Origin of the sequence: Streptomyces sp. ActVer, assembly GCF_027270795.1 — a bacterium.
Taxonomy (GTDB): Bacteria; Actinomycetota; Actinomycetes; order Streptomycetales; family Streptomycetaceae; genus Streptomyces; species Streptomyces umbrinus_A.
Window position 1 is genome coordinate 1 of sequence record NZ_JAPWHT010000137.1, and the last position, 22,376, is coordinate 22,376.

At 71.0% G+C, this 22,376-nt stretch carries 20 protein-coding genes and 1 riboswitch; of the genes, 6 read left to right on the forward strand and 14 right to left on the reverse strand.

Annotated elements, in window-relative coordinates:
* The first annotated feature begins 52 nt into the window (after positions 1-52).
* Both O3Q52_RS22775 and O3Q52_RS22780 read left to right on the forward strand, forming a co-directional pair.
* Positions 53-610 (forward strand): uridine kinase, encoded by a 558-nt coding sequence (locus tag O3Q52_RS22775; RefSeq protein ID WP_269650639.1) that lies wholly within the window; start codon positions 53-55, stop codon positions 608-610.
* Between the two features lie 434 nt (positions 611-1,044).
* Entirely contained in the window at positions 1,045-2,913 is a 1,869-nt protein-coding gene (locus O3Q52_RS22780) for an AAA family ATPase (RefSeq protein ID WP_269650623.1), read from the forward strand.
* 134 nt (positions 2,914-3,047) lie between these two features.
* Here O3Q52_RS22780 and O3Q52_RS22785 read toward each other — a convergent pair whose 3' ends face one another.
* From O3Q52_RS22785 to O3Q52_RS22830, 10 genes are all read right to left on the reverse strand, one after another.
* Entirely contained in the window at positions 3,048-4,157 is a 1,110-nt protein-coding gene (locus O3Q52_RS22785; protein WP_269650624.1) for a hemolysin family protein, read from the reverse strand.
* Positions 4,154-5,506, reverse strand: a complete 1,353-nt coding sequence (locus O3Q52_RS22790; RefSeq protein ID WP_269650625.1) for a hemolysin family protein — start codon at positions 5,504-5,506, stop codon at positions 4,154-4,156. Before O3Q52_RS22790 ends, O3Q52_RS22785 begins: the two co-directional genes overlap by 4 nt.
* A gap of 198 nt (positions 5,507-5,704) precedes the next feature.
* A complete protein-coding gene (locus O3Q52_RS22795; protein ID WP_269650626.1) occupies positions 5,705-6,193 on the reverse strand; it encodes a PH domain-containing protein in 489 nt (162 codons plus the stop codon).
* A gap of 12 nt (positions 6,194-6,205) precedes the next feature.
* A complete protein-coding gene (gene hisG, locus O3Q52_RS22800; protein WP_269650627.1) occupies positions 6,206-7,072 on the reverse strand; it encodes an ATP phosphoribosyltransferase in 867 nt (288 codons plus the stop codon).
* A gap of 101 nt (positions 7,073-7,173) precedes the next feature.
* Positions 7,174-7,446 (reverse strand): phosphoribosyl-ATP diphosphatase, encoded by a 273-nt coding sequence (locus O3Q52_RS22805; RefSeq protein ID WP_026249121.1) that lies wholly within the window; start codon positions 7,444-7,446, stop codon positions 7,174-7,176.
* Positions 7,447-7,480: 34 nt separating this feature from the next.
* A complete protein-coding gene (gene ribH / locus O3Q52_RS22810) occupies positions 7,481-7,966 on the reverse strand; it encodes a 6,7-dimethyl-8-ribityllumazine synthase (RefSeq protein ID WP_055615729.1) in 486 nt (161 codons plus the stop codon).
* A 25-nt stretch (positions 7,967-7,991) separates the two neighbouring features.
* Entirely contained in the window at positions 7,992-9,290 is a 1,299-nt protein-coding gene (locus tag O3Q52_RS22815; RefSeq protein ID WP_269650628.1) for a bifunctional 3,4-dihydroxy-2-butanone-4-phosphate synthase/GTP cyclohydrolase II, read from the reverse strand.
* Positions 9,287-9,940 (reverse strand): nicotinamide mononucleotide transporter family protein, encoded by a 654-nt coding sequence (locus O3Q52_RS22820; RefSeq protein WP_269650629.1) that lies wholly within the window; start codon positions 9,938-9,940, stop codon positions 9,287-9,289. Before O3Q52_RS22820 ends, O3Q52_RS22815 begins: the two co-directional genes overlap by 4 nt.
* Positions 9,937-10,572, reverse strand: a complete 636-nt coding sequence (locus tag O3Q52_RS22825; protein ID WP_269650630.1) for a riboflavin synthase — start codon at positions 10,570-10,572, stop codon at positions 9,937-9,939. Before O3Q52_RS22825 ends, O3Q52_RS22820 begins: the two co-directional genes overlap by 4 nt.
* Positions 10,573-10,725: 153 nt before the next feature.
* Positions 10,726-10,856: riboswitch (FMN riboswitch) on the reverse strand.
* 312 nt (positions 10,857-11,168) lie between these two features.
* On the reverse strand, positions 11,169-12,368 hold the full coding sequence (locus O3Q52_RS22830; RefSeq protein WP_269650631.1) for an ROK family transcriptional regulator: 1,200 nt from the start codon (positions 12,366-12,368) through the stop codon (positions 11,169-11,171).
* A gap of 122 nt (positions 12,369-12,490) precedes the next feature.
* On the opposite strand from O3Q52_RS22830, the gene O3Q52_RS22835 reads away from it, so the two are divergent.
* Positions 12,491-13,705 (forward strand): MFS transporter, encoded by a 1,215-nt coding sequence (locus O3Q52_RS22835; RefSeq protein WP_269650632.1) that lies wholly within the window; start codon positions 12,491-12,493, stop codon positions 13,703-13,705.
* 112 nt (positions 13,706-13,817) lie between these two features.
* Positions 13,818-15,248 (forward strand): uracil-xanthine permease family protein, encoded by a 1,431-nt coding sequence (locus O3Q52_RS22840; protein ID WP_269650633.1) that lies wholly within the window; start codon positions 13,818-13,820, stop codon positions 15,246-15,248.
* Here the strand turns inward: O3Q52_RS22840 and O3Q52_RS22845 are convergent.
* Positions 15,230-16,351 carry a glycoside hydrolase family 6 protein gene (locus O3Q52_RS22845; RefSeq protein WP_269650640.1) on the reverse strand — a complete coding sequence of 374 codons (1,122 nt, stop codon included), beginning with the start codon at positions 16,349-16,351 and terminating at the stop codon, positions 15,230-15,232. The two genes, O3Q52_RS22840 and O3Q52_RS22845, sit on opposite strands and share 19 nt — an antisense overlap.
* 173 nt (positions 16,352-16,524) lie before the next feature.
* Between O3Q52_RS22845 and O3Q52_RS22850 the strand changes: the two genes are divergently transcribed.
* Positions 16,525-17,223, forward strand: coding sequence for a DUF5995 family protein (locus O3Q52_RS22850; RefSeq protein ID WP_269650634.1), 699 nt, complete (start codon positions 16,525-16,527; stop codon positions 17,221-17,223).
* 85 nt (positions 17,224-17,308) lie between these two features.
* Here O3Q52_RS22850 and O3Q52_RS22855 read toward each other — a convergent pair whose 3' ends face one another.
* Together O3Q52_RS22855 and O3Q52_RS22860 are read right to left on the reverse strand one after the other, a co-directional pair.
* Positions 17,309-19,015 (reverse strand): NAD(P)/FAD-dependent oxidoreductase, encoded by a 1,707-nt coding sequence (locus O3Q52_RS22855; RefSeq protein WP_269650635.1) that lies wholly within the window; start codon positions 19,013-19,015, stop codon positions 17,309-17,311.
* Positions 19,016-19,087: 72 nt separating this feature from the next.
* On the reverse strand, positions 19,088-19,876 hold the full coding sequence (locus tag O3Q52_RS22860) for a carbon-nitrogen hydrolase family protein (RefSeq protein WP_269650636.1): 789 nt from the start codon (positions 19,874-19,876) through the stop codon (positions 19,088-19,090).
* A gap of 333 nt (positions 19,877-20,209) precedes the next feature.
* Between O3Q52_RS22860 and O3Q52_RS22865 the strand changes: the two genes are divergently transcribed.
* Positions 20,210-20,851, forward strand: a complete 642-nt coding sequence (locus O3Q52_RS22865) for a Repetin (protein WP_269650637.1) — start codon at positions 20,210-20,212, stop codon at positions 20,849-20,851.
* A 136-nt stretch (positions 20,852-20,987) separates the two neighbouring features.
* Here O3Q52_RS22865 and O3Q52_RS22870 read toward each other — a convergent pair.
* Positions 20,988-22,376, reverse strand: a 1,389-nt coding sequence (locus O3Q52_RS22870; RefSeq protein WP_269650638.1) for an HAD-IA family hydrolase, incomplete at its 5' end; no start/stop codon positions are given.

Genomic DNA, 22,376 nt, shown 5'->3' on the forward strand with positions numbered 1-22,376 from the left:
GCACCGCACGCCGAGCGGCGCCGGGGCCCGGGTACCCGGCCAGCTGACGGAACTGGAGAGGCAGGCTTTCGCCTGGGACCACTCGTGCGAGCGGGCCAGGCTGGTCGCGGCGCTGGGCGGGGCCCCCGTGCTCCACCTGGACGACATCGCCACGCACGAGGAGCTCTTCGCCTGGACCGGGCGGCTGCTCCAGGAGGTCGTCGAACCGCTGTCGCACGGCACGACGGCGCACTATCGGCCGTACGACTGGGACACACGCGGCTTCGGACCGGACCGCGCCCTGCCGCCCGCGCCCGTGGTCCTCGTCGAGGGGGTGGGCGCCGGCCGTCGCGCGATCAGGCCGTGGCTGGCGCGGCTGCTGTGGATGGAGCTGGCCGACGAGGACGCATGGGCGCGCGGGCGGCAGAGGGACGGTTCGGCGCAGAACGAGTTCTGGGAGGGGTGGGTCCGCGCCGAGCGTCGGCACTTCACCAAAGATCCGTCAAAACCGTTCGCCGATCTTCTGGTGCTGCAGTGTTCAGAGGGGTACGAGGTGCTCCAGGGACCTGCTGCGACGTCAGCGAAGAGCCTCCCGGTCACGGACCGTGACGGCCCAGCGTCTGTGTGCTGAACTTGTGAAGACCCACATCTGAGAAGTTGCCTGAGTGCTCCAACTCGGCTTGACCCGGGGGCCGTACAGGACTTACTTTCTGAATGTGCGGCCTTTTGGGGCCGCCCCGCAGACGCGAAGCCCCCGGTTGTTCCCCCGTGATCGGGGGCTTCGTTCTGCCCGCAGCCGTTTTTCGGACGCTCCGAGGCGCGATTCGTTCACCCTGAGTCACCGAACCGAGTGCGCCCCATCTGCTCCCACCTCGGAGAACCTGTCGTGCGGCACCCTTCGGCCCGGTACTGCCCCGCAGGTACGATGCCTCTCGGTGCGACATTCGGACGGATGCTCTCCGCACCGAACGCAACTCCCGTCCGCGGCACAGCGGTTCGACGAAGACTGCCGACGGGCACCGGCCCGCCCGGCGATCAACGGGGGCACGGTTTGTGGGGGACGTGATGGACTTCGGCACGCAGGGCCCCGAGGCCCCGGCCGACCTCGCCTGGCTGCGAGGTGTGGACGCCTACACGATGGGGGCCTATCCGCAGGCGGAGGAGGAATTCCGCGCCGCGGTCCGGATGGATCCGGGAATGGCCGACGGCTGGCTCGGGCTGCACGCGCTGCGCATCGACACGACGACGGCGCTGCTGCGCATGTTCCGGCACCGGGAGCGCTTCGGGGAACAGCGCTCCCGCCACCGGCGGACGCTCAACTCCTGGTACTGGCTGGGCTGGTGGGTGCAGCCCGTCCTGGAGTCGCCGCGCGATCTGCTGCTCGCGCACGCCTCCCACTGGCTCGACGGACGTCATGTCCCGGAGCTGGACCGGGCGCTCGCGAGCCTGCCGCCCGTGGACGCGGATCCGCAGGTGCGGTTCCTGCACGCCTGCCGGGCGTATCTCGTCAAGGACTGGGAGCAGCTGGTCCGGCACACGGATCCGCTGATCGACGATCCGATGCTGGGTATCGAGGCGGGTCTCTTCGGCGGCATGGCACGGGTGCGCCTGGAGATGTTCGGGCAGGCCGAGCCGCTGCTGTCGTCGGCCCTGATGCGCTGTCGCAGCGAGCAGCCGCAGCGCAAGGAGCTGCGGTACTGGCTGGCGCGGGCGCACGAGGGCACGGGCCGCTCCGCCGCGGCGCTGCCCCTGTACCGGACGGTCCACCGGGTCGACCCGGCCTTCATGGACACCTCCGCACGGCTCGCGGCGATCTCCGAGGGCGACGGGTACGACGACACGGCCGACCTCGCGGCGATCACGCTCACCGGTGTCGGCCAGGACATTCTGGACGGCCCGGACGGCGTCGACCCGCTGTTCGGCGGCGAGGGCCGTGATCTCAAGCTCTCGGAGCCCGAACTGCCGCCGCCGGGCGCGCTGCCCTCCGAGGCGGACCGGGTCCGCGAGAAAGCCATCGTGCCGGTGCGTCCGCCGCATCTGCCGACCGGGCCCACCGATCCGGCACTGCTCGAAGAGGCGCTCCTGGAGCTGGAGCACATGGTCGGCCTCGAACCGGTGAAGCGCCAGGTGAAGGCGCTGTCCGCGCAGTTGAACATGGCGCGGCTGCGGGCCGGGCAAGGGCTGCCGGTCCAGCCGCCGAAGCGGCACTTCGTCTTCTCGGGCCCCTCCGGCACCGGCAAGACGACCGTGGCCCGGATCCTCGGCCGGGTCTTCTACGCGCTCGGCCTGCTCGGCGGCGACCACCTCGTCGAGGCCCAACGCGCGGACCTGGTGGGCGAGTACCTCGGCCAGACCGCCGTGAAGGCCAACGAACTGATCGACTCCGCGATCGGCGGCGTCCTCTTCGTCGACGAGGCCTACTCGCTCTCCAACTCCGGTTACGGCAAGGGCGACGCGTACGGCGACGAGGCGCTCCAGGTCCTGCTGAAGCGGGCCGAGGACAACCGCGACCACCTCGTCGTGATCCTCGCCGGCTATCCCGAGGGCATGGACCGCCTGCTGGCCGCCAACCCGGGGCTCTCGTCCCGCTTCACGACCCGCGTCGACTTCCCCTCGTACCGCCCGCTCGAACTGACCTCGATCGGCGAGGTGCTGGCCGCGGAGAACGGTGACGTGTGGGACGAGGAGGCGCTCGACGAGCTGCGCTCCATCAGCGGGCACGTTGTCGATCAGGGCTGGATCGACGAGCTCGGCAATGGGCGGTTTCTGCGCACGCTGTACGAGAAGAGCTGCGCGTACCGTGATTTGCGGCTTTCGGTGTACCCGGGGCATCTGAGCCGCGACGATCTGTCCACGCTTCGGCTGCCGGATCTGATGCAGGCGTATGGCGAGGTCTTGTCGGGGCGAGGGCCGCAGGATCCCTCACCCATGTGAGTTTCGCCCACGAGCTCGGTGTCTTGCTGTGAGCTCGCGGGTGCGGCGCCGTCGTGGCCTGTCGCGCCCCGCGGCGGAGCCGCAGATGTCACAGCCCCGCGCCCCTGAAAGAACAGGGGCGCGGGTCTTCTGCGTCAGCTGGCCAGTGCCTGTTCCGCTGTCTCCGGACCCGGTGCCGGGTCCGCTGTCTCCTTGCGCGGCTCGCCGACCCGTACCGCCGGAGTCTCCCGGTGTGCCGGGTCGCGGACCTCGCCGACCAGGAGTTCCAGTACGTCCTCCAGGGCGACCAGGCCGAGCACGCGGCCCGACGCGTCGGCGACCTGGGCGAGGTGCGTCGCGGCGCGGCGCATCACGGTCAGGGCGTCGTCCAGCGGGAGTTCGGCCCCGAGGGTCGTCATGGGGCGCCAGACCTGCTGCGGCACGGCCCGCTCGGACTCCTCCAGGTCGAGTACGTCCTTCACGTGCAGGTAGCCCATGAAGGCGCCGTTCTCGGCGGCCACCGGGAAGCGGGAGTACCCGGTGCGGGCGGTGAGAGCGACGACCTGGCCCGGGGTGACCGAGGGGCCGACGGTCACCAGGGACTCGCTGTCCAGGAGCACGTCGGTGACCGGGCGGGAGCCCAGCTCCAGAGCGTCCTCGAGGCGCTCCTGCTCCTCGGGGTCGAGCAGACCCGCCTGCCCCGCGTCCTCGACGAGCCGGTTGAGCTGCTCGCTGGTGAAGACCGCCTCGACCTCGTCCTTGGGCTCGACGTGGAAGAGCCGCAGGATGACGCGGGCGCAGGCGCCGAGGCCCAGTGTCACCGGCTTGCAGAGCCGGGCGAAGGCGACCAGGCCCGGGCTGAGCCACAGCGCGGTCTTCTCGGGGGCTGCCATCGCCAGGTTCTTCGGCAGCATCTCGCCGACGACGAGGTGCAGGAAGACGACCGCGGCGAGGGCTATGACGTACCCGAGCGGGTGGATCATGCCCTCGGGCAGGTGCACGGCGTGGAACACCGGCTCCAGGAGGTGCGCGACGGTGGGCTCGGCGACCGCGCCGAGCGTCAGCGAGCAGACCGTGATGCCGAACTGCGCGGCGGCCATCATCTGCGGCAGGTTCTCCAGGCCGTACATGACCTGGCGGGCCCGTGCGGTGCCGAGCGGTTCGATCTGGCTGCGGCGGACGGAGACCAGCGCGAACTCGGCGCCGACGAAGAAGCCGTTGGCGAGCACGAGCAGGCCCGCGAACAGGAGTTGGAGCACGCTCATCGGACGGCCTCCACCACGGAAGCGGAGGCGGCGGTCGAGGCGGCACCGGCGGTCCTGACCAGCCGGACCCGCTCGGCCCGGTAGTGCCCGACCTGGCGCACGGAGAGGCGCCAGCCAGGCAGTTCCGCCTTGTCACCGGGTGCGGGGATCCGGCCGAGCAGATCGGCGACCAGGCCGGCGACCGTCTCGTACGGGCCCTCGGGGACGTCCAGGCCGATGCGCTGGAGGATGTCGACGCGGCAGCTGCCGTCGGCGTCCCAGGCGGGCCGGCCGTCCTCGGCCGGTGCGGCGGCGAGTTCGGGGACGTCATGGCCGTCGTGCTCGTCGCGGACCTCTCCGACGAGTTCCTCGACGATGTCCTCCAGGGTGACCACGCCGGCCGTGCCGCCGTACTCGTCGACGACGACGGCGATGGGCTGTTCGTTGCGCAGCCGCTCCAGGAGGGGCTGCACGGGCAGCGTCTCCGGGACGAGCAGCGGGGCCTGGGCGATCCTGGTGACGGGCGTGCGCAGCCGGTTCTGCGAGGGCACCGCGAGGGCGTCCTTGAGGTGCACCATGCCGACGATCTCGTCGATCCGCTCCCGGTAGACGGGGAAGCGGGACAGGCCGGTGGCGCGGGTGAGGTTCACGACGTCCTCGGCGGTCGCGGAGGACTGGAGGGCGCTGACCTTCACGCGCGGGGTCATGACGTGCTGCGCGGTGAGGTCGGCCAGCGAGAGCGTACGGACGAACAGGTCGGCGGTGTCCTGCTCCAGGGCGCCGGCCTGGGCCGAGTGCCGGGCCAGGGAGACCAGCTCGCCGGGGGTGCGGGCGGAGGCCAGCTCCGCGGTGGGCTCGACGCCCAGGGTGCGGACGAGCCGGTTGGCCACGGAGTTCAGCCCCGAGATCACCGGCCGGAACACGGTCGAGAAGGCGTGCTGCGGGCCCGCGACGAACCGCGCGACCTGCATGGGCCTGGAGACCGCCCAGTTCTTGGGCACGAGCTCGCCGATCACCATCTGCACGGCCGAGGCCAGCAGCATGCCGACGACCACGGCGACACCGGACACGGCTCCCTCGGGGATGCCGACCGCGGTGATGGGGCCGTTGAGCAGCTCGGCGAGCGCCGGTTCGGCGAGCATGCCGACGACGAGCGAGGTGATGGTGATGCCGAGCTGGGTGCCGGAGAGCTGGAAGGACAGCTCCTTGAGCGAGTTGACGACCGTACGGGCCCGTCGGTCGCCCTCGGCGGCGGCCTTCTCGGCATCGGGGCGCTCCACCGTGACGAGGCCGAACTCGGCCGCCACGAAGAAGCCGTTGGCGAGGATCAACAGGAACGCCGCTCCGAGGAGCAGCAGGGGGATGGTCATGCCGCCGCCTCGATATGTCGGGAGGGAGCGGCGCAGGTACTACAGGACGATCCGTCCATCGCTGGAGGGAGTCACTCCTCGAGTAGCAGGGGGCCTCTGGGTCCCGGGTGAAAGCCGGAGGCGGAGGCGCAACGAAAACGCCTCCGCCAACAGATTAATCAAGACATGGGCCCGTACGGCAGGGTGGAAGGCCGAGAGTCAGGCGTGATGTTCGTCGTGCTCGTCTTCCTCATGTCCGTCGGGCTCGTGAACGGAGTGGGTTTCGACGAGGGCCCGCAGCGCACGGGCGTCACGGATCGCCTGCTGCTTGGCGATGCCCGGCTGGATGCCGAGTGCGGCCAGGCTGGTGCCGTCACTGAGGTTCAGGAACACCCACGGGTCGCCCGGGCGCAGGTTGACCTGCAGGATCTCCGCCCAGGCCAGCTTCCGGCGGCCGGCGATGTTCACGACGGTCACGCCGGACTCGTCGGCGACGACTTTCGGCCGCGAGAGCAGCACGAGCACCCCGAAGAGCAGGGCCCCGGTGAAGACGAAGCTGGTGCGCTCCCCCGGGCTGAGCTTCTCCAGCAGCATCGCGACTGTGGTGATGACCACGAAGATCGTGGCGCCGGCGGTCAGCAGGACGGCTCGGGTGCGGCCCGGCCGGAAGGTGACGGGAAGAGAGGGCAGCTCTGGTGCGTCGGACATGGCGGGCGGTCCTCAGAGGCGGCAGGCGTGGATGGCCGTGGTCAGGATGGCCCGCGCGCCGATGTCGTAGAGGTCGTCCATGATCCGCTGGGCTTCCTTGCTCGGGACCATGGCGCGCACGGCGACCCAGCCCTCGTTGTGCAGCGGCGAGACGGTCGGCGACTCCAGACCGGGGGTGAGGGCGACGGCCTTCTCCAGCTGCTCGACGCGGCAGTCGTAGTCCATCATCACGTAGGTCCGCGCGACGAGGACGCCCTGGAGGCGGCGCAGGAACTGCTGCACCTTGGGCTCTGTTTCCTCGGTGGCCCCGGTGGCCTCCGCGCCCGTGCGGCGGATGACCACGGCCTCGGACTTCATGATCGGATCGCCGAAGACCTCCAGCCCCGCGTTGCGCAGCGAGGTGCCGGTCTCGACGACGTCCGCGATGACCTCGGCGACACCGAGCTCGATGGCCGTCTCGACGGCGCCGTCCAGGTGGACGACGGACGCGTCGATGCCCTTGTCGTCGAGGTACTTGGCGACGATGCCCTCGTACGAGGTGGCGACGGTCATGCCGGCCAGGTCCTCGACCGCCTTGGCCGTGCCGGGCTTGGTGGCGAAGCGGAACGTGGAGCGGGCGAAGCCGAGCGGGAGGATCTCCTCCGCGTGGGCCGCGGAGTCGATCAGCAGGTCGCGGCCGGTGATGCCGATGTCGAGCTTGCCGGAGGAGACGTAGATCGCGATGTCTCGGGGGCGGAGGTAGAAGAACTCGACCTCGTTCTCCGGGTCGACGATCCTGAGCTCCTTGGCCTCCCTGCGCTGCTGGTAGCCGGCCTCATGCAGCATCTCCCCCGCGGGGCCTGACAGGGAACCCTTGTTGGGGACGGCGATGCGCAGCATGAGGTCGGCTTCCTTTGTTCGTCCGCACGGCTGTCGGCTCGTACGGTGCGGGAGTGGGCGTGCTTCTCGGAGGTACGGCTCGGAGTTCTCTGAGTCGCGGCTCAGAGATGGGCGTACACGTCGTCGAGGGAGATGCCGCGGGCGACCATCATCACCTGGACGTGGTAGAGCAGCTGCGAGATCTCCTCGGCGGCCGCTTCCTTGCCCTCGTACTCGGCGGCCATCCAGACCTCGGCGGCCTCTTCGACGACCTTCTTGCCGATGGCATGGACCCCCTTGCCGACCAGCTCTGCGGTGCGGGAAGTGGCGGGGTCGCCGGTGGCGGCCTTGTGCTGGAGCTCGGTGAAGAGCTCCTCGAAAGTCTTCTTGGACATGGTGCTGCCCACCCTACGCGCAACCGCCGTTCGCTCAGCGCCAGGGTTCGGATACTGAGCGGAGGGTGGCAGCCGTCGCCACGGCGGCCGTCACCGCCTCGTGCCCCTTGTCCTCGTTCGAGCCCTCGATGCCCGCGCGGTCCAGGGCCTGTTCCTCCGTGTCGCACGTCAGGACGCCGAAGCCGATGGGGACACCGGTGTCGATGGAGACCTGGGTGAGGCCCTGGGTGACGCCCTGGCACACGTACTCGAAGTGGGGGGTGCCGCCGCGGATGACGACGCCGAGCGCGACGATCGCGTCGTACCCGCGGCCCGCGAGGACCTTCGCGACGACCGGCAGCTCGAAGCTGCCGGGGACCCTCAGGAGGGTCGGTTCGTCGATTCCCAGCTCGTGCAGGGCGCGCAGCGCGCCGTCGACGAGACCGTCCATCACCTTCTCGTGCCACTGTGCCGCGATGACGGCGACCCTGAGGTCGCTGCAGTTGCGTACGGACAGTTCGGGTGCACCCTTGCCGCTCACGTGTGTGTCTCCTCGTGCTTTGCCGTTACTGGTTGCCGCAGGCGGACACGGTGGTCGTGTCCAGCCAGGGCAGGTCGTGCCCCATCCGGTCCCGCTTGGTACGCAGATACCGGAGGTTGTGCTCGCCCGCCTGTACGGGCATCGGCTCGCGGTGGGTGACCTTGAGGCCGTGGCGGACGAGCGCGTCGGTCTTCTCGGGGTTGTTGGTCATCAGGCGCAGGCTGCGCACGCCGAGGTCCTCCAGGATCTGCGCGCCCGCCGCGTAGTCCCGGGCGTCGGCGGGCAGGCCGAGCTCCAGGTTGGCGTCGAGGGTGTCGTGCCCCTGCTCCTGCAGTTCGTACGCGCGCAGCTTGGACAGGAGCCCGATGCCGCGCCCTTCGTGGCCGCGGAGGTAGACGACGATGCCGCGGCCCTCGGCCTGGATGCGCTCCAGGGACGCTTCGAGCTGGGGGCCGCAGTCGCAGCGCAGCGAGCGGAAGATGTCGCCGGTGAGGCATTCGGAGTGGACACGTACGAGGACGTCCTCGCCGTCGCCGATCTCTCCGTGGACCAGGGCGACGTGCTCGACGCCGTCGACGATGGAGCGGTAGCCGAAGGCCGTGAACTCGCCGAAGGTGGTGGGCAGTTGGGTCTCGGCCTCACGGCGGACGGTGGGCTCGGCGGTGCGGCGGTAGGCGATCAGGTCCTCGATGGAGATGATCGTCAGGCCGTGCTTGCGGGCGAACGGGATCAGCTCGGGCAGCCGCAGCATCCGGCCGTCCTCGCCCGCGATCTCGACGATGGCACCGGCCGGGCGCAGACCCGCGAGCCGGGCGAGGTCGACGGCGGCCTCGGTGTGGCCGTCGCGGGTCAGGACGCCGCCGGGCTTGGCGCGCAGCGGGAAGATGTGGCCCGGGCGCACGAAGTCGCCCGCCTCGGCCTCGCCGCCGGCCAGCAACTGGAGCGTGGTGGCGCGGTCGGCGGCGGAGATACCGGTGGTCACGCCGTACGCGGGGCCCGCGTCGACGGAGACCGTGAAGGCCGTGCGCATCGACTCGGTGTTGTTCTCGACCATCTGCGGGAGCTGGAGGCGGTCGAGTTCGTCGCCCTCCATGGGTGCGCAGATCAGGCCGCGGCACTCGCTCATCATGAAGGCGATGATCTCGGGGGTCGCCTTCTCGGCGGCGATGACGAGGTCGCCCTCGTTCTCCCGGTCCTCGTCGTCGACGACCACGACCGGGCGGCCCGCCGCGATGTCGGCGATGGCCTGCTCGACCGGGTCGAGCGCGAAGTCGGAGGCGTCCTGATCGTGGCCCGTGCTGTACCAAACCGGCGCGGATGTCATGCCGGGGCTCCTTCCAGGAAGGGCTGCCCGGCCTTGCGGGAGCGCAGCCACCAGTCGCGCATGCCCCACAGGACGAGCGCGCCGTAGATGATGTAGACGAAGCCGGAGAAGGCGAAGCCGTTGGCGAAGTTCAGCGGCACGCCCACCAGGTCGACGAGCAGCCAGGCGAACCAGAACTCGACCATGCCGCGCGCCTGGGCGTACATCGCGACGACCGTGCCGACGAAGATGTACGCGTCCGGCCAGGGGTCCCAGGAGAGCGTCGGGTACGCGGTGAACAGGCTGCCGACCGCGAGGGTGCCGACGGCTGCGGCACCGAGGAGGTACCCGCGCTCGCGCCAGGTGGCGAACCGCACGGCGATGGAGCCGTCCGCACCGTCTGCGGAGCTGCCCTTGCCACGGTTCCACTGCCACCAGCCCCACAGGGCGACGGCCATGACCACCATCTGCTTGCCGGCGCTGCCGGAGAGGTGGGCGGTGGCGAACGCGGCGAGCAGGATGGCACCGGACAGGAACTGGACGGGCCAGGTCCAGATGGACCGCCGCCAGCCGAGGGCGAGGCCGATAAGACCGATCACGTTGCCGATCATGTCGGCCCACTTGATGTGCTGGCCGAAGAGCGTGAACGCCTCGGAGTTGAGCCAGTTCACGACGTCGCTCCCTGGCTGCCGGGCAGCCCGGCCGGCTGCTCTCCCCGCGAGCCGAGCAGCCGCTCGACGTACTTGGCGATCACGTCGACCTCGAGGTTGACCGGGTCGCCGGGCTGCTTGAGGCCGAGCGTGGTCAGGTCGAGGGTGGTCGGGATGAGGCTGACGGTGAAGAAGTCGGGGCCCGCCTCGACGACGGTCAGGCTGATGCCGTCGACGGTGATGGAGCCCTTCTCGACGACATAGCGCGTGAGTTCCGCGGGGAGGGAGATCTTCACGATCTCCCAGTTCTCGGACGGCTTGCGCTCGATGACCTCGCCCGTGCCGTCCACATGGCCCTGCACGATGTGCCCGCCCAGGCGCTCGCCCACGGCCATGGGGCGTTCGAGGTTGACGCGGGAACCGACGGCGAGGACGCCGAGGCTGGAGCGGTCCAGTGTCTCCGCCATCACGTCGGCGGTGAACTCGTCGCCCTCGTGCTCGACGACCGTCAGACAGACGCCGTTGACGGCGATGGAGTCGCCATGGCGCGCACCTTCGGTGACTACGGGGCCACGGAGCCGGAAACGGGAGGCGTCGCCGAGGTTCTCGACGGCGGTGATCTCACCCAGCTCTTCGACGATTCCGGTGAACACTTCCCGGGTCCTCCTGCCATTTCGGGCACGGACTCCGGGGCCTGTCGATGACGACAGATATGAGCGAGCGAGGACACCGGGGGGCGACGCCGCGTAGGACGAGTCCCGTGGGACACGTCGAAACAGACGGCGGCACGCACGAATGCCCGCCCGCCGCGCACTGCCTCCCATCCGGACTTTAACCGTCGGTCCAGGAATTTCACCTGGTCAACCGGCCGCTGGAAGCGACCGGGTCGCGGACTGTAACCGCCGGTTCGGACTTTCACCGACCCCGGAGTGCGCTGCTTCTGGTACAGACTCAGTGTGCCACGCCTGATCGACGCCCATGCGGGCGAATGTTGTGGGCTGCCTCACAGGGTGTGCCGATGGACTTCACTGGACACTCATGGCGGACCAACTACCTTTCAGACACAGCAGCTTACGATTGGTCCATACCTATTGACGCTTTGGTCTAGTCCTCTTTAGGGTCTGCGTTCACCGACGCCTCTACGGGCTCCGCGTTCGCCGGCCCGCCCCCAGAACGACCCGGCGGCGGTGACGGAGGCCCTTGCCCCGCCGCCGGGTCTCCGTTCACGGACATCGACCATTCCCGTCCGTCACCTCTCCGGAGGCGCGAACAGTTCGTCCTGGGCCCCGTCCCGCGCCATCAGCAGCGCCCCCCGGAGCACGGCGCCGCCGCCCAGGGTGCCGGCCCGCACCTCGGTGGGCAGCGGCGACATTCGCCCGACCCGGTCCTGGACGCGGGCGGCCAGCACCTCGCCGCCCGCCCCACCGATCTCGCCCGCGAGCACCAGGCATCCCGGGTCCAGAACGGCGACGACGGACGCGGCACCGAGGGCGACGCGCTCGGCGAGCATGTCGAGGAAACCCGAGGCCGAGGGATCCCCGGCGTCGGCCACGACCCGCGCCACGGCCTCCCGCACCAGCGCCGCCGCATACGGTTCGTGGGGCTCGGCGGGCGCCACGATCCCGTGGCGCGCCGCCAGTTCGGTGATCGCGGCGGCGCCCGCGAGGGAGTGGAAGCCGCCGTCGCAGCCCGTCGCGGACGGCAGGCCGCTCGTGCCCGGCACCGGCAGGAAGCCGATCTCGCCCGTACCGCCGGAGGCACCCCGGCGCAGGACGCCGTCGAGGACGACGGCCGCGCCGATGCCGTGGCCGAGCCAGAGCAGGACGAAGGTGTCGCGGTCCTGTGCGGCCCCGTCGCGCTGCTCGGCCAGCGCCGCGAGGTTGGTCTCGTTCTCGACGAGGACACGGGCCGGGAGCCGCTCCTGCAGCGCCGCGGCGAGGCGGCGGTGCCATTCGGGCAGGCCCGAGGAGTCGCGGAGTTCGCCGGTGGAGGGGTCGATCAGCCCGGGGGCTCCGACGCCGATGGTGTGCAGCCGCTCGACACCCGCCTCCTTGGCCGTACGTTCGACCAGCGTGACCGCCTGTTCGACGGCGGGCCCGGTGTCCGTCCCGTCGCCGATCGGCACCGACGCCTCGGCCAGCACCGAGCCCAGCAGGTCCGACACGAGGACGGCCACGCCCTCGGTGCGTACGTCCAGCGCGGCCAGGTGGGCGCGGTCGGCGACGATCCCGTACAGCCGGGCGTTCGGGCCGCGTCGCTGTTCGCCCGACTCCCCCACGACGCCTATGAGTCCGGCCGCGGCGAGGCGTTCCACGAGGTCGGCGACCGAGGGACGGGACAGGCCGGTGAGCTGCTTCAACTGCCCTGCCGTCAAAGGGCCTTCCTGCTGGAGGAGGCGCAGGGCGAGCCGGTCGTTGATGGCCCGGGCGGTGCTCGGTGATGCGGGCATGCCGGGATCCTTCCAGATCGGGGGCGCCAGGGCGGCAGGGCCCGATACCGCCTTTCTATCAGGCAGGGTTCCTGATAGTTTACGGCGGCACAGTGGGGAGAGGACAGGGAGGGGCCGGGAGAATGGGTGAAGTGGTCTACGACCAGCGCGAGGTGAAGCGCTCCCGGTACGCCGTGGCGACGGTGTTCGCCGTGCACGGCGCCGTCACCGGTTCGTTCGCGACCCGCGTCCCCTGGATCCAGGACCACGCCTCCGTGAGCGCGGGCCAGCTCGGCCTGGCGCTCGCGTTCCCGGCGATCGGCGCGTCCGTCGCGATGCCGCTCGCGGGCAGCGTCAGCCACCGCTTCGGCGCCCGCGCGGCCCTGCGCGGCCTGATCGCGCTGTGGACGCTCGCGCTCACCCTCCCGGCACTGGCGCCGAACCTGGTCACCCTGTGCATGGCCCTTTTCGTCTACGGCGCGACGGCCGGCATGGCCGATGTGGCGATGAACGCCCTGGGTGTCGAGATCGAGTCCCGGCTCGACAAGTCGATCATGTCCGGGCTGCACGGGATGTGGAGCGCGGGCGCCCTGGTCGGCTCGGCGGCCGGTACCGTCGCCGCTCATCTGGGCTCGGACGCGCGTCTGCACCACGCGCTCGCCGCCGTGGCGCTCACGCTGATCGGCGTGGCCGCCTGCCAGTGGGTACTGGACCTGCGTCCCACCGAGGACGAGGAACCGCCCCCGCGCTTCGCGCTGCCACCGAAGTCGGCGCTGCTCATCGGCGCGATCGGCTTCTGCGCAGTGTTCGCGGAGGGGGCGAGCCTGGACTGGTCGGCGGTGTATCTGCGGGACGTCCTCGACAGCTCGGCCGGGGTCGCGGCCGCCTCCACGACGGGCTTCACGCTCACCATGGCGATCGCGCGGTTCGCCGGCGACGCGGTGGTGGACCGCTTCGGCCCGGTCCGCACGGTACGGGTCAGCGGTGCCCTCGCGACCCTCGGCGCGCTGCTCGTCGTGGTGGCCCAGAACGCCCCGATGGCCATGGCCGGCTTCGCCCTGCTGGGCCTCGGCATCGCCGTCGTCGTCCCACTCTGCTTCGCGGCGGCCGGTCGCAGCGGCCCCAACCCGTCCCAGGCCATCGCGGGCGTCGCCACCATCACGTACACCTCGGGCCTGATCGCGCCGTCCGCGATCGGGGCCGTGGCGGACGCGACGAGCCTGGTGACGTCCTTCGTCCTCGTGACGGTGCTGACTCTCGGCCTCGCCTCGTTCGCGAACGTGCTGCGTGCCAGCGGCCGCGAGGCCGGCGGGAAGCTCAGCACGGCGGATGCGCCGGTTCCGGATCGTCGGCCCTGAACCGTCCGCTCCTCCCGCTCCGCCCTACCATGGCGCTGATCTTCACTTACGGATCTTGACGTCGGCCCATCGGCGTCAGGATCTCGACGTACAGAGAAAGCGAAGCCCCACCATGGACCTCGGCGTGCGCTGGAAGCTGCACGGTGACGGGCGCACGCCCGCGCCGGGGGCGGTCGTCCGCCCCGACGAACGGCTCTCGTGGCCGCGTACGGCCGGGCTCGGCGCCCAGCATGTGGTGGCGATGTTCGGGGCGTCCTTCGTCGCGCCCGTCCTGATGGGCCTGGACCCGAACCTCGCGATCATGATGTCTGGCGTCGCGACGGTCATCTTCCTGCTCGCGACCCGCGGCCGGGTGCCCAGCTATCTGGGCTGCTCGCTGTCCTTCGTGGGCGTCGCCGCGGTGATCCGCGCGCAGGGCGGCAGCAGCGCCACCGTGACCGGTGCCGTCTTCGTGGTCGGGGTCGCGCTGTTCCTCGTGGGTCTCGCGGTGCAGCGGTTCGGGGCGCGGATCATCCACGCCGCGATGCCGCCGATCGTCACGGGCGCGGTCGTCATGCTGATCGGCTTCAACCTGGCGCCGGTCACCGCCTCCACGTACTGGCCGCAGGACCAGTGGACTGCGCTGCTCGTGATGCTGTTCACCGCCCTGGCCGTGGTGTGCCTGCGCGGCTTCTGGTCACGGATCGCGATCTTCCTCGGGCTCGTCTTCGGGTACGGGATCTCCTGGGTCTTCGACCGCGTCTTCGGACGGATCCACTCCGTCGACGCGAGCGGCAAGCTCACCGATCACTGGCGGCTCGACCTGTCCGCCGTGGGCCGGGCCGACTGGATCGGGCTGCCGAACTTCCACGGCCCGTCCTTCGAGTGGTCGGCGATCCTCGTGGCACTGCCCGTCGTCATCGCGCTGGTCGCCGAGAACGCGGGCCATGTGAAGGCGGTCGGCGAGATGACCGGCGACCCGCTCGACGACAAGCTGGGCACGGCGATCTCCGCGGACGGCGTCGGCTCGATGCTCTCCACCGCCGTGGGCGGCCCGCCCAACACCACGTACTCCGAGAACATCGGCGTGATGGCCGCGACCCGTGTCTACTCCACGGCCGCCTACTGGGCCGCCGCCGGCTTCGCGCTGCTCTTCGGCCTCTGCCCGAAGTTCGGCGCGATCGTGGCCGCCATCCCTGGCGGGGTGCTCGGCGGCATCACGGTCATCCTGTACGGCATGATCGGGCTGCTGGGCGCGCAGATCTGGCTCAACGCCGGGGTGGACCTGCGCAATCCGCTGAATCTGGTGCCGGCCGCGGCGGGCATCATCATCGGCGTCGGCAACGTCACGCTGGAGTTCACCGACACGTTCTCGCTGAGCGGCATCGCGCTCGGCACGCTCGTCGTCATCATCGGCTACCACGCGTTGCGCGCCATGGCCCCGGCGCACCTCAAGTCGCAGGAGCCGCTGCTCGACGAGGGCACGTCCTCGTACGACGACTCATCGGCCGCGGGGGCGGACCCGAGGGCGAACCCGGGGGCGGATCAGCGCGCCAAGTCGTAGGCGTAGTCCGGCGTGAATGTACCGGGCGCGCCCTTGCAGCCGTCGGACTCGCCGGGCAGCTTCACCCACAGATAGGCGTCGATCCGTGCCTCTCCGGTGCTCATGGTCGGCGCCTGGCCGAGCTTGCGGCCCGCGGGGTCGCACCACTCACCGTCGGCCGGGGCGCCGTTGCCGTTGCGGCTGGTGTCGATGACGGCGCCCAGACTCGCGGGGCCGCCGAGGGCGTCGAGGGTCCGGCGGACGTACGAGATCTCGTCGCCCGTCCGGTTGAAGTTGGAGACGTTGCTGAAGATGCCGTCAGAGGAGGCGGCGGACGCGGCACCGGCCCGGCGCAGCAGCCCGGCCTGCTTCTCCGGGGTGTTCCAGTCGGAGTGGCCCGCGTCGAAGTAGACCCGCGCCTTCGGGTTCGCCGCCTTGAGGACGCGTCCCGCGCGGGCCAACGAGGCGAAACGGGCGGCCCGGTCGCCTTCGGACAGGCAGTCGGACTGGGCGATCGCATCCGGCTCCAGGACCACGACGACCTCCTCGGAACCGAGGCCCGCCGCGAACTTGTCGATCCACCCGTCGTACGCCCCGAGGTCCGGAGCACCGCCCTGCGAGGCCCCTCCGCAGTCGCGGTTCGATATCGCGTACGGGACGACGACCGGGACCCTGTCCTTCGCCGAGCCGGCCGAAGTGACCGCCCTGACGCGGGCGGTGATGTTCGACGGCGTGTAGTCCGCGAACCACACCGCGGCCGGGCGGTCGGCTATCCGGGACTCGATGAGCGGGCGGCGCGGGTCGTCGCGGTGGTCGCGGACCCAGTCGAGGACCTGGGACTCGGGATGCCGGTACAGCTGCACGGACACGGGCTCGGTCCTTGGCTTCGTAGACGCGCTCTTCGAGGGCTTCGGGCTCGGCTTCGCCTTGGACGGGGAGGACGACGGGGACGGCGAGGCGGACGTCTTCGAGGGCGACGGCGTGGGCACGCCGGGCAGCGGCTGCAGAAGCGGCGAGCTGGTGACGTCGGGGCGCGCCTCGTCGCTGCCACGACCGTCGTCGAGCGCGGACATCATCCCCGTCACCGTGCCGACCACGACGACCGCGGACGCCACGGCGACCATGGCGCCGCGCCGGGCGGCGCGCCTGCGCTCGGCCCTGCGTGCGGCCAGGCGATGGGCACGTTGCCCTGACACGTGGTGCTCCCCCCTCCGTCGGGTCCCGCGTGTTCCCCCGTTCTGGGGAAGCGCTCGGCCCGGCGGCCCTCGGCACAGCGTAGGCCTGGGACCCTGCCCCCATGGTGCCGTTGGAACAGTTCACAGCTCGCGTGCACAGCGTCGACGCGGTGGTGCACCGGATGCGTGCGCTCGGTGCGGCCTGGCCCGAGCGGGACGGTGTCGCGGTCTTCAACCGTGTCTACCTCGCCGTCACCGAGGAGGTCGACCGGCGCCTGGAGACAGGGCACTTCACCGATGCCCGCGCCGCGATCACGCTGGACGTGCGGTTCGCGGAGCGCTATCTGGACGCCGTCGAGGCGGTCGCGGACGAGCGCCGCCCGCCCGCCTGCTGGCGGCCGCTCTTCCAGCTCCGGCGGCACCCCGGAGTACGTCCGCTGCAGTTCGCCCTCGCGGGCATCAATGCGCACATCGGGCACGATCTGGCGCTCGCGGTCGTGGACACCTGTCGTACGCTCGGCTGCGAACCGGCCGAGCTGGAGGACGAGTTCGATCGCGTGGGTGACGTCCTCGTCTCGCTGGAGGAGCGCATCCGCGAAGATCTGATGCCGGGCCCCGATCTCCTCCAGATCGCCGATCCGCTGACCCACCTGCTCGGCGCGTGGAGCCTGGACCGGGCCCGGGACGCGGCGTGGTCCGCGGCCCGGGCGGTGTGGGCGCTGCGGGAACTCCCCGACCTGGCCGAGGAGTTCGTGGAGCGGCTCGACACCGGGGTTGGCCTGGTCGGCCGGTGTCTGCTCACTCCGCTGGGAACGCGGTGACCAGTCTGCGGGCCGGTGGGGGCTGGTCGCGCCCCGCGGCGGAGCCGCATATCGATGCGGCCCCGCGCCCCTGAAGGGGCTCGGCTCAGTCCTCCGGCAGTTCCACCGGAGCGATCTCGTCATATACGTCGCCCGGGCCCGGGTTGGCCGGGTCCGTGCCGCCGCCGAAGTGGTGCATGACGCCCCAGACTGCGTTGAGCGCGGTCTGTACGGCGCCCTCGGCCCAGCCGGCCGTCCAGGAGATGTCGTCGCCCGCGAGGAAGATGCCCCGCTTGTCCTCGGGGAGCCGGTCCTGCATGAAGTGGGTGAACAGGCGCCGCTGGTAGCGGTAGTGGCCGGGCAGGTTGGCCTTGAACGCGCCCATGAAGTAGGGCTCGTTCTCCCAGGACACGGTCACCGGGTTGCCGATGATGTGCTTCCTGATGTCGACCTTCGGGTAGATCTCGCCGAGCGACTTCAGCATGACCTCCATCCGCTCGTTCGCGGACAGCGGCAGCCACTTCAGGCTGTCGTCGCACCAGGTGTAGGAGAGGCAGATGACGGCGGGCCTGTCCGGACCGTCGTCGAGGAGGTAGGTACCGCGCGTCATCCGGTCGGTGAGCGTCATCGACATGACGTCCTGCCCGGTCGGATTTCCCCTGTCGTCGACGGCCTTGTCCAGCCAGAACGGCCGGTCGACCGGCACGAAGAGCTTGCTCGACTCCATGTAGTGGGTGCGCTCGATCGCCGTCCAGTGGTCGATCGGGAAGAGCGCGTCGTCGCAGGCGACCTTGGACAGCAGCATCCAGGACTGGGCGGTGAAGATCGCCGCCCGGTACGTACGGATGTCGCCGGAGGCGTCGGTGACCGTGATCCCGTTGCCGGCCGTGCGGTTCAGGTGGGTCACGGCGGGGCGCGGCGTCCCGTCGTGCAGGGTGGAGAGCGAGGTCCCGTACGCCCAGTGCACGATCTTCTGCGGCTCGCGCTCCCACAGGCGCAGCGGGAGCTGCTGGCTGCCGCCGACGATGCCGCGGTGGTGGTCGTCGGCCTCGGTGTAGACGACGCGCAGGATCTCCAGGATGGAGTTCGGGAAGTCGGTGTCCCAGCCGCCGGTGCCGAAGCCGACCTGGCCGAAGATCTCGCGGTGCCGGAAGGACTTGAAGGACTCCGACTCGCAGAGGAAGCCGTAGAAGGTCTGGTTGTCGAGCTTCTCGACGAGCTTCGCCCAGATCTCGCGGATGCGCGGCACGTCGCGCTCGCGCATGGCCTGGTTCATGTCGGAGAAGTCGGCGCCGTCTTCGAGGCAGGCGTTCCACGCGTTCATCACGTCGCGGTAGACCTGCGGCAGGTCGTCGACGCTGGTCGCGTAGTGCGACTCGCCCTTGAGGTCGACCACGGTCGAAGGCGTCGCCTCGGCAAGGGGGTTGGGGAACGGCTCGGTCCGCAGCCCCACCAGGTCGATGTAGTGCTGGAGCGCCGTGGAGGACGGCGGGAAGCGCATCGCGCCCATCTCGGCGGTGAGGGAGGGGTCGCAGCCGTCGAAGCCCACCGTCCGGAGCCTGCCGCCGATCTTGTCGGCCTCGTACACGACGGGCTTGAGGCCCATCTTCATCAGCTCGTACGCGGCCACGATGCCGGACAGACCACCGCCGATGACGGCGACCTCGGTGCCGAGCTCGGTCGCCGGGATCTGGCCCAGGCCCGCGGGGTGCGCGAGGAAGTCGTCGTACGCGTACGGGAAGTCCGGGCCGAACATGGTGATCGGCGGCTGCGCGTCGGTGTGCGGGACGGCGGGGGGCACCGTGGACGTCATGGGGTACGGACTCCTTGCGGGGAAAGCCGGGGTGAGGCGGGTGGGGCTGAGGGTGTCGGACGTCCAGGGGTGTCAGACGAGGGACCCGTAGAGGCCGGGGCGGCGGTCCTTCAGATACGGGTTGGCCTCCCGCGAGGCGGCGAGGAGAGCGGGGTCCACGTCACCGAGGACGAGTTCCTCCCCGCGCCCGGCACGGGCCCGGGCACCTCCGTCGGGGCCGGCCAGTGTGGAGAGCCCGACGAACTCGAACTCCCCTTCCGTGCCGACCCTGTTGACGTACGCGACGTACATCTGGTTCTCGAAGGCGCGCACCGGTACGACGGATTCGGCGACGAACTGGAACGGGTGCATCTGGGCCGTGGGCACCACGAGGAAGTCGGTGCCGGCGAGGGCGTGCGCGCGGACGTTCTCCGGGAACTCCACGTCATAGCAGATCATCAGGCCGACGCGGAGGCCGTCCAGCTCGGCCTGGACGACCGGCTCCTCGCCGGGGGTGAACCACTCCTGCTCGAAGCAGCCGAAGAGGTGGGTCTTGCGGTAGTTGGCGAGGCGCGTGCCGTCGGCGGAGATCAGCTGGGCCGAGTTGAAGACCAGCTCCGAGGCGCGCTCCGGGTAGCCGTAGGCGATGGCCACGCCGTGCCGGGAGGCGATCTCGGCGATCTCGTCCGCGGAGTCGCCGTCGGCGGGCTCGGCGAGCCGGTGCACGTCGGCGCCGATCGCGTAGCCGGTCAGGAACATCTCCGGGGCGGCGAGGAGCCCGGCGCCCGCGGCGGCGGCCCGGCCCGCGGCCTCGTCGAGGACCTTGAGGTTCTCGACGACCGAGCCGGGACGGCCGGAGCTCTGGAGCAGGGCGGTGCGCATGCGTGTTCCTCACCGGACGGAAGGGTGGTTGTGGGGGCCACGTAGACGGTACGGGCGGCGGGCCCGGGCGGACAAGGAGGAGCCGTTGCGCGCCGGTGAACGAATCGTTGCGTCCGTCGGCGGTACGGCGGCGATTCGTTGCGCGCCCCTGACCTGCGCCACAGCCACGAGGGTCCCTCCTCCCAGGGGCGCAGGGCAGGGGTGTACTCCCCCGCCGGGCGGCGGAGGCCCGGTGCAGCCTGCGGCGCGATGTGGCGCGGCGCCGGCGCCGGGAGAGTGAGTGCTGTCCAGCACCCGCCGTCGAACCACCGAACGAACCACGAAAGGGCCGACATGAACCGCCGTACGAGGACCGCCGTGCTCGGTGCCGCTCTGCTCGTGACCGCCGGGGCGACCGGGGCCGCCGCCTCCGCCTCCGCCTCCGCCTCCACCACGACGTCGACCGCCACCGGAGCGACCTCAACACCGAAAACACCCTCCACTGCTTTCGCCGTCTCAGCGCCCTCCGTCGCCTCCGCGGCCGGTGAGCGGCAGCGCGAGGCCGCCGCGCTCACCGGCAGGGCGAAGCTGTACCGGTCGGCCGGGGACGACATCACGTTCTCCTTCGACGCGCATCTGGCGGCGAAGGACACGGACGATCCGCTGAAGGCCACCGGCACCTTCGAGTGGAGCCACTACGCCGACGGCGACGGTGCCTGGGCGAAGGCCGAGGTGGACTGCCTCGTCACCGGCGGCAAGGTGGCCGTCGTCTCCGGGGTCGTCACCGATTCGGACCTGCCGGGCGCCAAGGGCAAGCGGGTCGGCATCAACGTCCACGACACGGGGCGGCAGGACCGGCTCGGGTACAGCTGGGCCTCCACCGGAAACCCCGTCGAGACGAAGGACCTGCCCAAGTGCGTCGGCTCCGCGCCCTTCGAGAAGGTCAAGAAGGGCACGGGCGACTTCACGGTCGTGCCTTGGAACCCGAAGTTCTAGCCGCGCGGGCGGCCCTCTTCCCTCCGGCTCCCTTTCCGGCGGCCGCCAGCAGCGCGGCCGTCGCGAGGTAGGGCACCGCGAACAGCCCGAAGGCGGCGCCGTGCGTGGTCGCCGACCCGATACAGCCCCGCGCCGCTTACAGGGCGCTCAGGCGGGACCTGTCTCCCCCGCCCAGCGCGAATGTCGTGATCACCGCCGCGTGGTCCGACGGCCAGTCGTTGTCCTCGACGTCGGGCCAGGTGCGCGGGGTGCCGGTGACGAGGGTCCGGGAGTCGAGGACCCTGAGTCCGGCGCCCGCGTACAGGACGTAGTCGATCCTGTCCTGCGGCTCCGGGCGTCCGCTGCCGTCCTCGTGCTCGGTGTGGACCGGCGACCAGGTGTGGCCGGGACTCCGGACGGGGTCGGGGTGCGCCTCGCGGTAGGAGTCGCACAGGCCGGCCTCCTCCGCGGCCCTGGTCACGGGCCACTCGGCGTCCTCGCGGTCCAGGTGGGAGGGTGCGTTGAAGTCGCCGACCAGGAGGACCGGAGTGGTGTCGCGCGCCGCCAGGTCCGGGGCCATCGCGGCCAGGATCTCCCGCATCTGCCCCAGCCGTACCGACTCGTGGGCCGCCAGTTCGGGCCCGGCGAGCCCGTCGAAGGAAGCCTCGTACGGGCCGTACGGCGTGTAGTCGAGGTGGGCGCTCCACAGCACGACGTCCTGGTCCGCGCCGAGCGTGAGGCGTACGCCGGTCCCCCCGTAGAAGCCGGGGTCCGCGGCGCCCAGCCTGTCCGTGATCGGATACCGGCTGATGACGCCGAGGTTCTCGCCCGCCTGGTGGTACTCCCAGCCCAGCGTGTCGGCGAGTTCCCGGGCGGCGGTGCCGTACGTCTCCTGGAGGCCGATCACGTCGACGCCGGACTCCAGGATGATCTTGAGCTGTTTCTCGCGGTGATGGCGGACCTTGGTGCCGCCGTACCAGAGGTTCCAGCTCATCACGCGAAGTTCACGCGCGTCAGACGGGGCAGACGGGTCGGGCTGGTCGGACGCTTCAGACCGGTCAGACGCTTCGGGCGCCTCACGGGTGGTGATCATGTCGCGCAGTCCGGCCGGGGTCACGTCCTCCAGGCTCTCCCGGACCGTGCGGCCTGGCGCGGCGGCGATCGGGGCGAGCGACGGCACCGCGAGCACCGCGCAGCCCGCCGCCTCCGCCGAGGAGACGCCGGTCCGGGTGTCCTCGACGGCCACGCAGGAGGCGGGTTCGACGCCGAGGGCGCGGCAGGCGGCGAGATACGGGTCGGGGGCGGGCTTGGTGCGCGGGGTGTCGTCGGCGGTGACGGTGACCGCGAAGCGGCCTGCGCCCAGACCCTCGACGACCAGGTCCGCGATGACGCGCGGCGAGGCGGTCACCAGAGCGGTGGGCACGCCGTCCGCGGCCAGGGCGTCGAGGAGCCGGAGCGCGCCGGGCCTGGCCACGACACCGGAGCGCACCCGGTCGGCGAACTCCCGGTGCAGATCGGCGGCGACCTCGGCGAACGGGGCGACCTC

What these genes read in the sequence shown, in the direction of transcription:
- O3Q52_RS22780 (WP_269650623.1), top strand. Translation starts at nt 1,045, where the DNA reads ATGGACTTCGGCACGCAGGGCCCCGAGGCCCCGGCCGACCTCGCCTGG.
- O3Q52_RS22785 (WP_269650624.1), bottom strand. Translation starts at nt 4,157, where the DNA reads ATGAGCGTGCTCCAACTCCTGTTCGCGGGCCTGCTCGTGCTCGCCAAC.
- O3Q52_RS22790 (WP_269650625.1), bottom strand. Translation starts at nt 5,506, where the DNA reads ATGACCATCCCCCTGCTGCTCCTCGGAGCGGCGTTCCTGTTGATCCTC.
- O3Q52_RS22795 (WP_269650626.1), bottom strand. Translation starts at nt 6,193, where the DNA reads ATGTCCGACGCACCAGAGCTGCCCTCTCTTCCCGTCACCTTCCGGCCG.
- hisG (WP_269650627.1), bottom strand. Translation starts at nt 7,072, where the DNA reads ATGCTGCGCATCGCCGTCCCCAACAAGGGTTCCCTGTCAGGCCCCGCG.
- O3Q52_RS22805 (WP_026249121.1), bottom strand. Translation starts at nt 7,446, where the DNA reads ATGTCCAAGAAGACTTTCGAGGAGCTCTTCACCGAGCTCCAGCACAAG.
- O3Q52_RS22815 (WP_269650628.1), bottom strand. Translation starts at nt 9,290, where the DNA reads ATGACATCCGCGCCGGTTTGGTACAGCACGGGCCACGATCAGGACGCC.
- O3Q52_RS22830 (WP_269650631.1), bottom strand. Translation starts at nt 12,368, where the DNA reads ATGCCCGCATCACCGAGCACCGCCCGGGCCATCAACGACCGGCTCGCC.
- O3Q52_RS22835 (WP_269650632.1), top strand. Translation starts at nt 12,491, where the DNA reads ATGGGTGAAGTGGTCTACGACCAGCGCGAGGTGAAGCGCTCCCGGTAC.
- O3Q52_RS22840 (WP_269650633.1), top strand. Translation starts at nt 13,818, where the DNA reads ATGGACCTCGGCGTGCGCTGGAAGCTGCACGGTGACGGGCGCACGCCC.
- O3Q52_RS22845 (WP_269650640.1), bottom strand. Translation starts at nt 16,351, where the DNA reads ATGGTCGCCGTGGCGTCCGCGGTCGTCGTGGTCGGCACGGTGACGGGG.
- O3Q52_RS22850 (WP_269650634.1), top strand. Translation starts at nt 16,525, where the DNA reads ATGGTGCCGTTGGAACAGTTCACAGCTCGCGTGCACAGCGTCGACGCG.
- O3Q52_RS22855 (WP_269650635.1), bottom strand. Translation starts at nt 19,015, where the DNA reads ATGACGTCCACGGTGCCCCCCGCCGTCCCGCACACCGACGCGCAGCCG.
- O3Q52_RS22860 (WP_269650636.1), bottom strand. Translation starts at nt 19,876, where the DNA reads ATGCGCACCGCCCTGCTCCAGAGCTCCGGCCGTCCCGGCTCGGTCGTC.
- O3Q52_RS22865 (WP_269650637.1), top strand. Translation starts at nt 20,210, where the DNA reads ATGAACCGCCGTACGAGGACCGCCGTGCTCGGTGCCGCTCTGCTCGTG.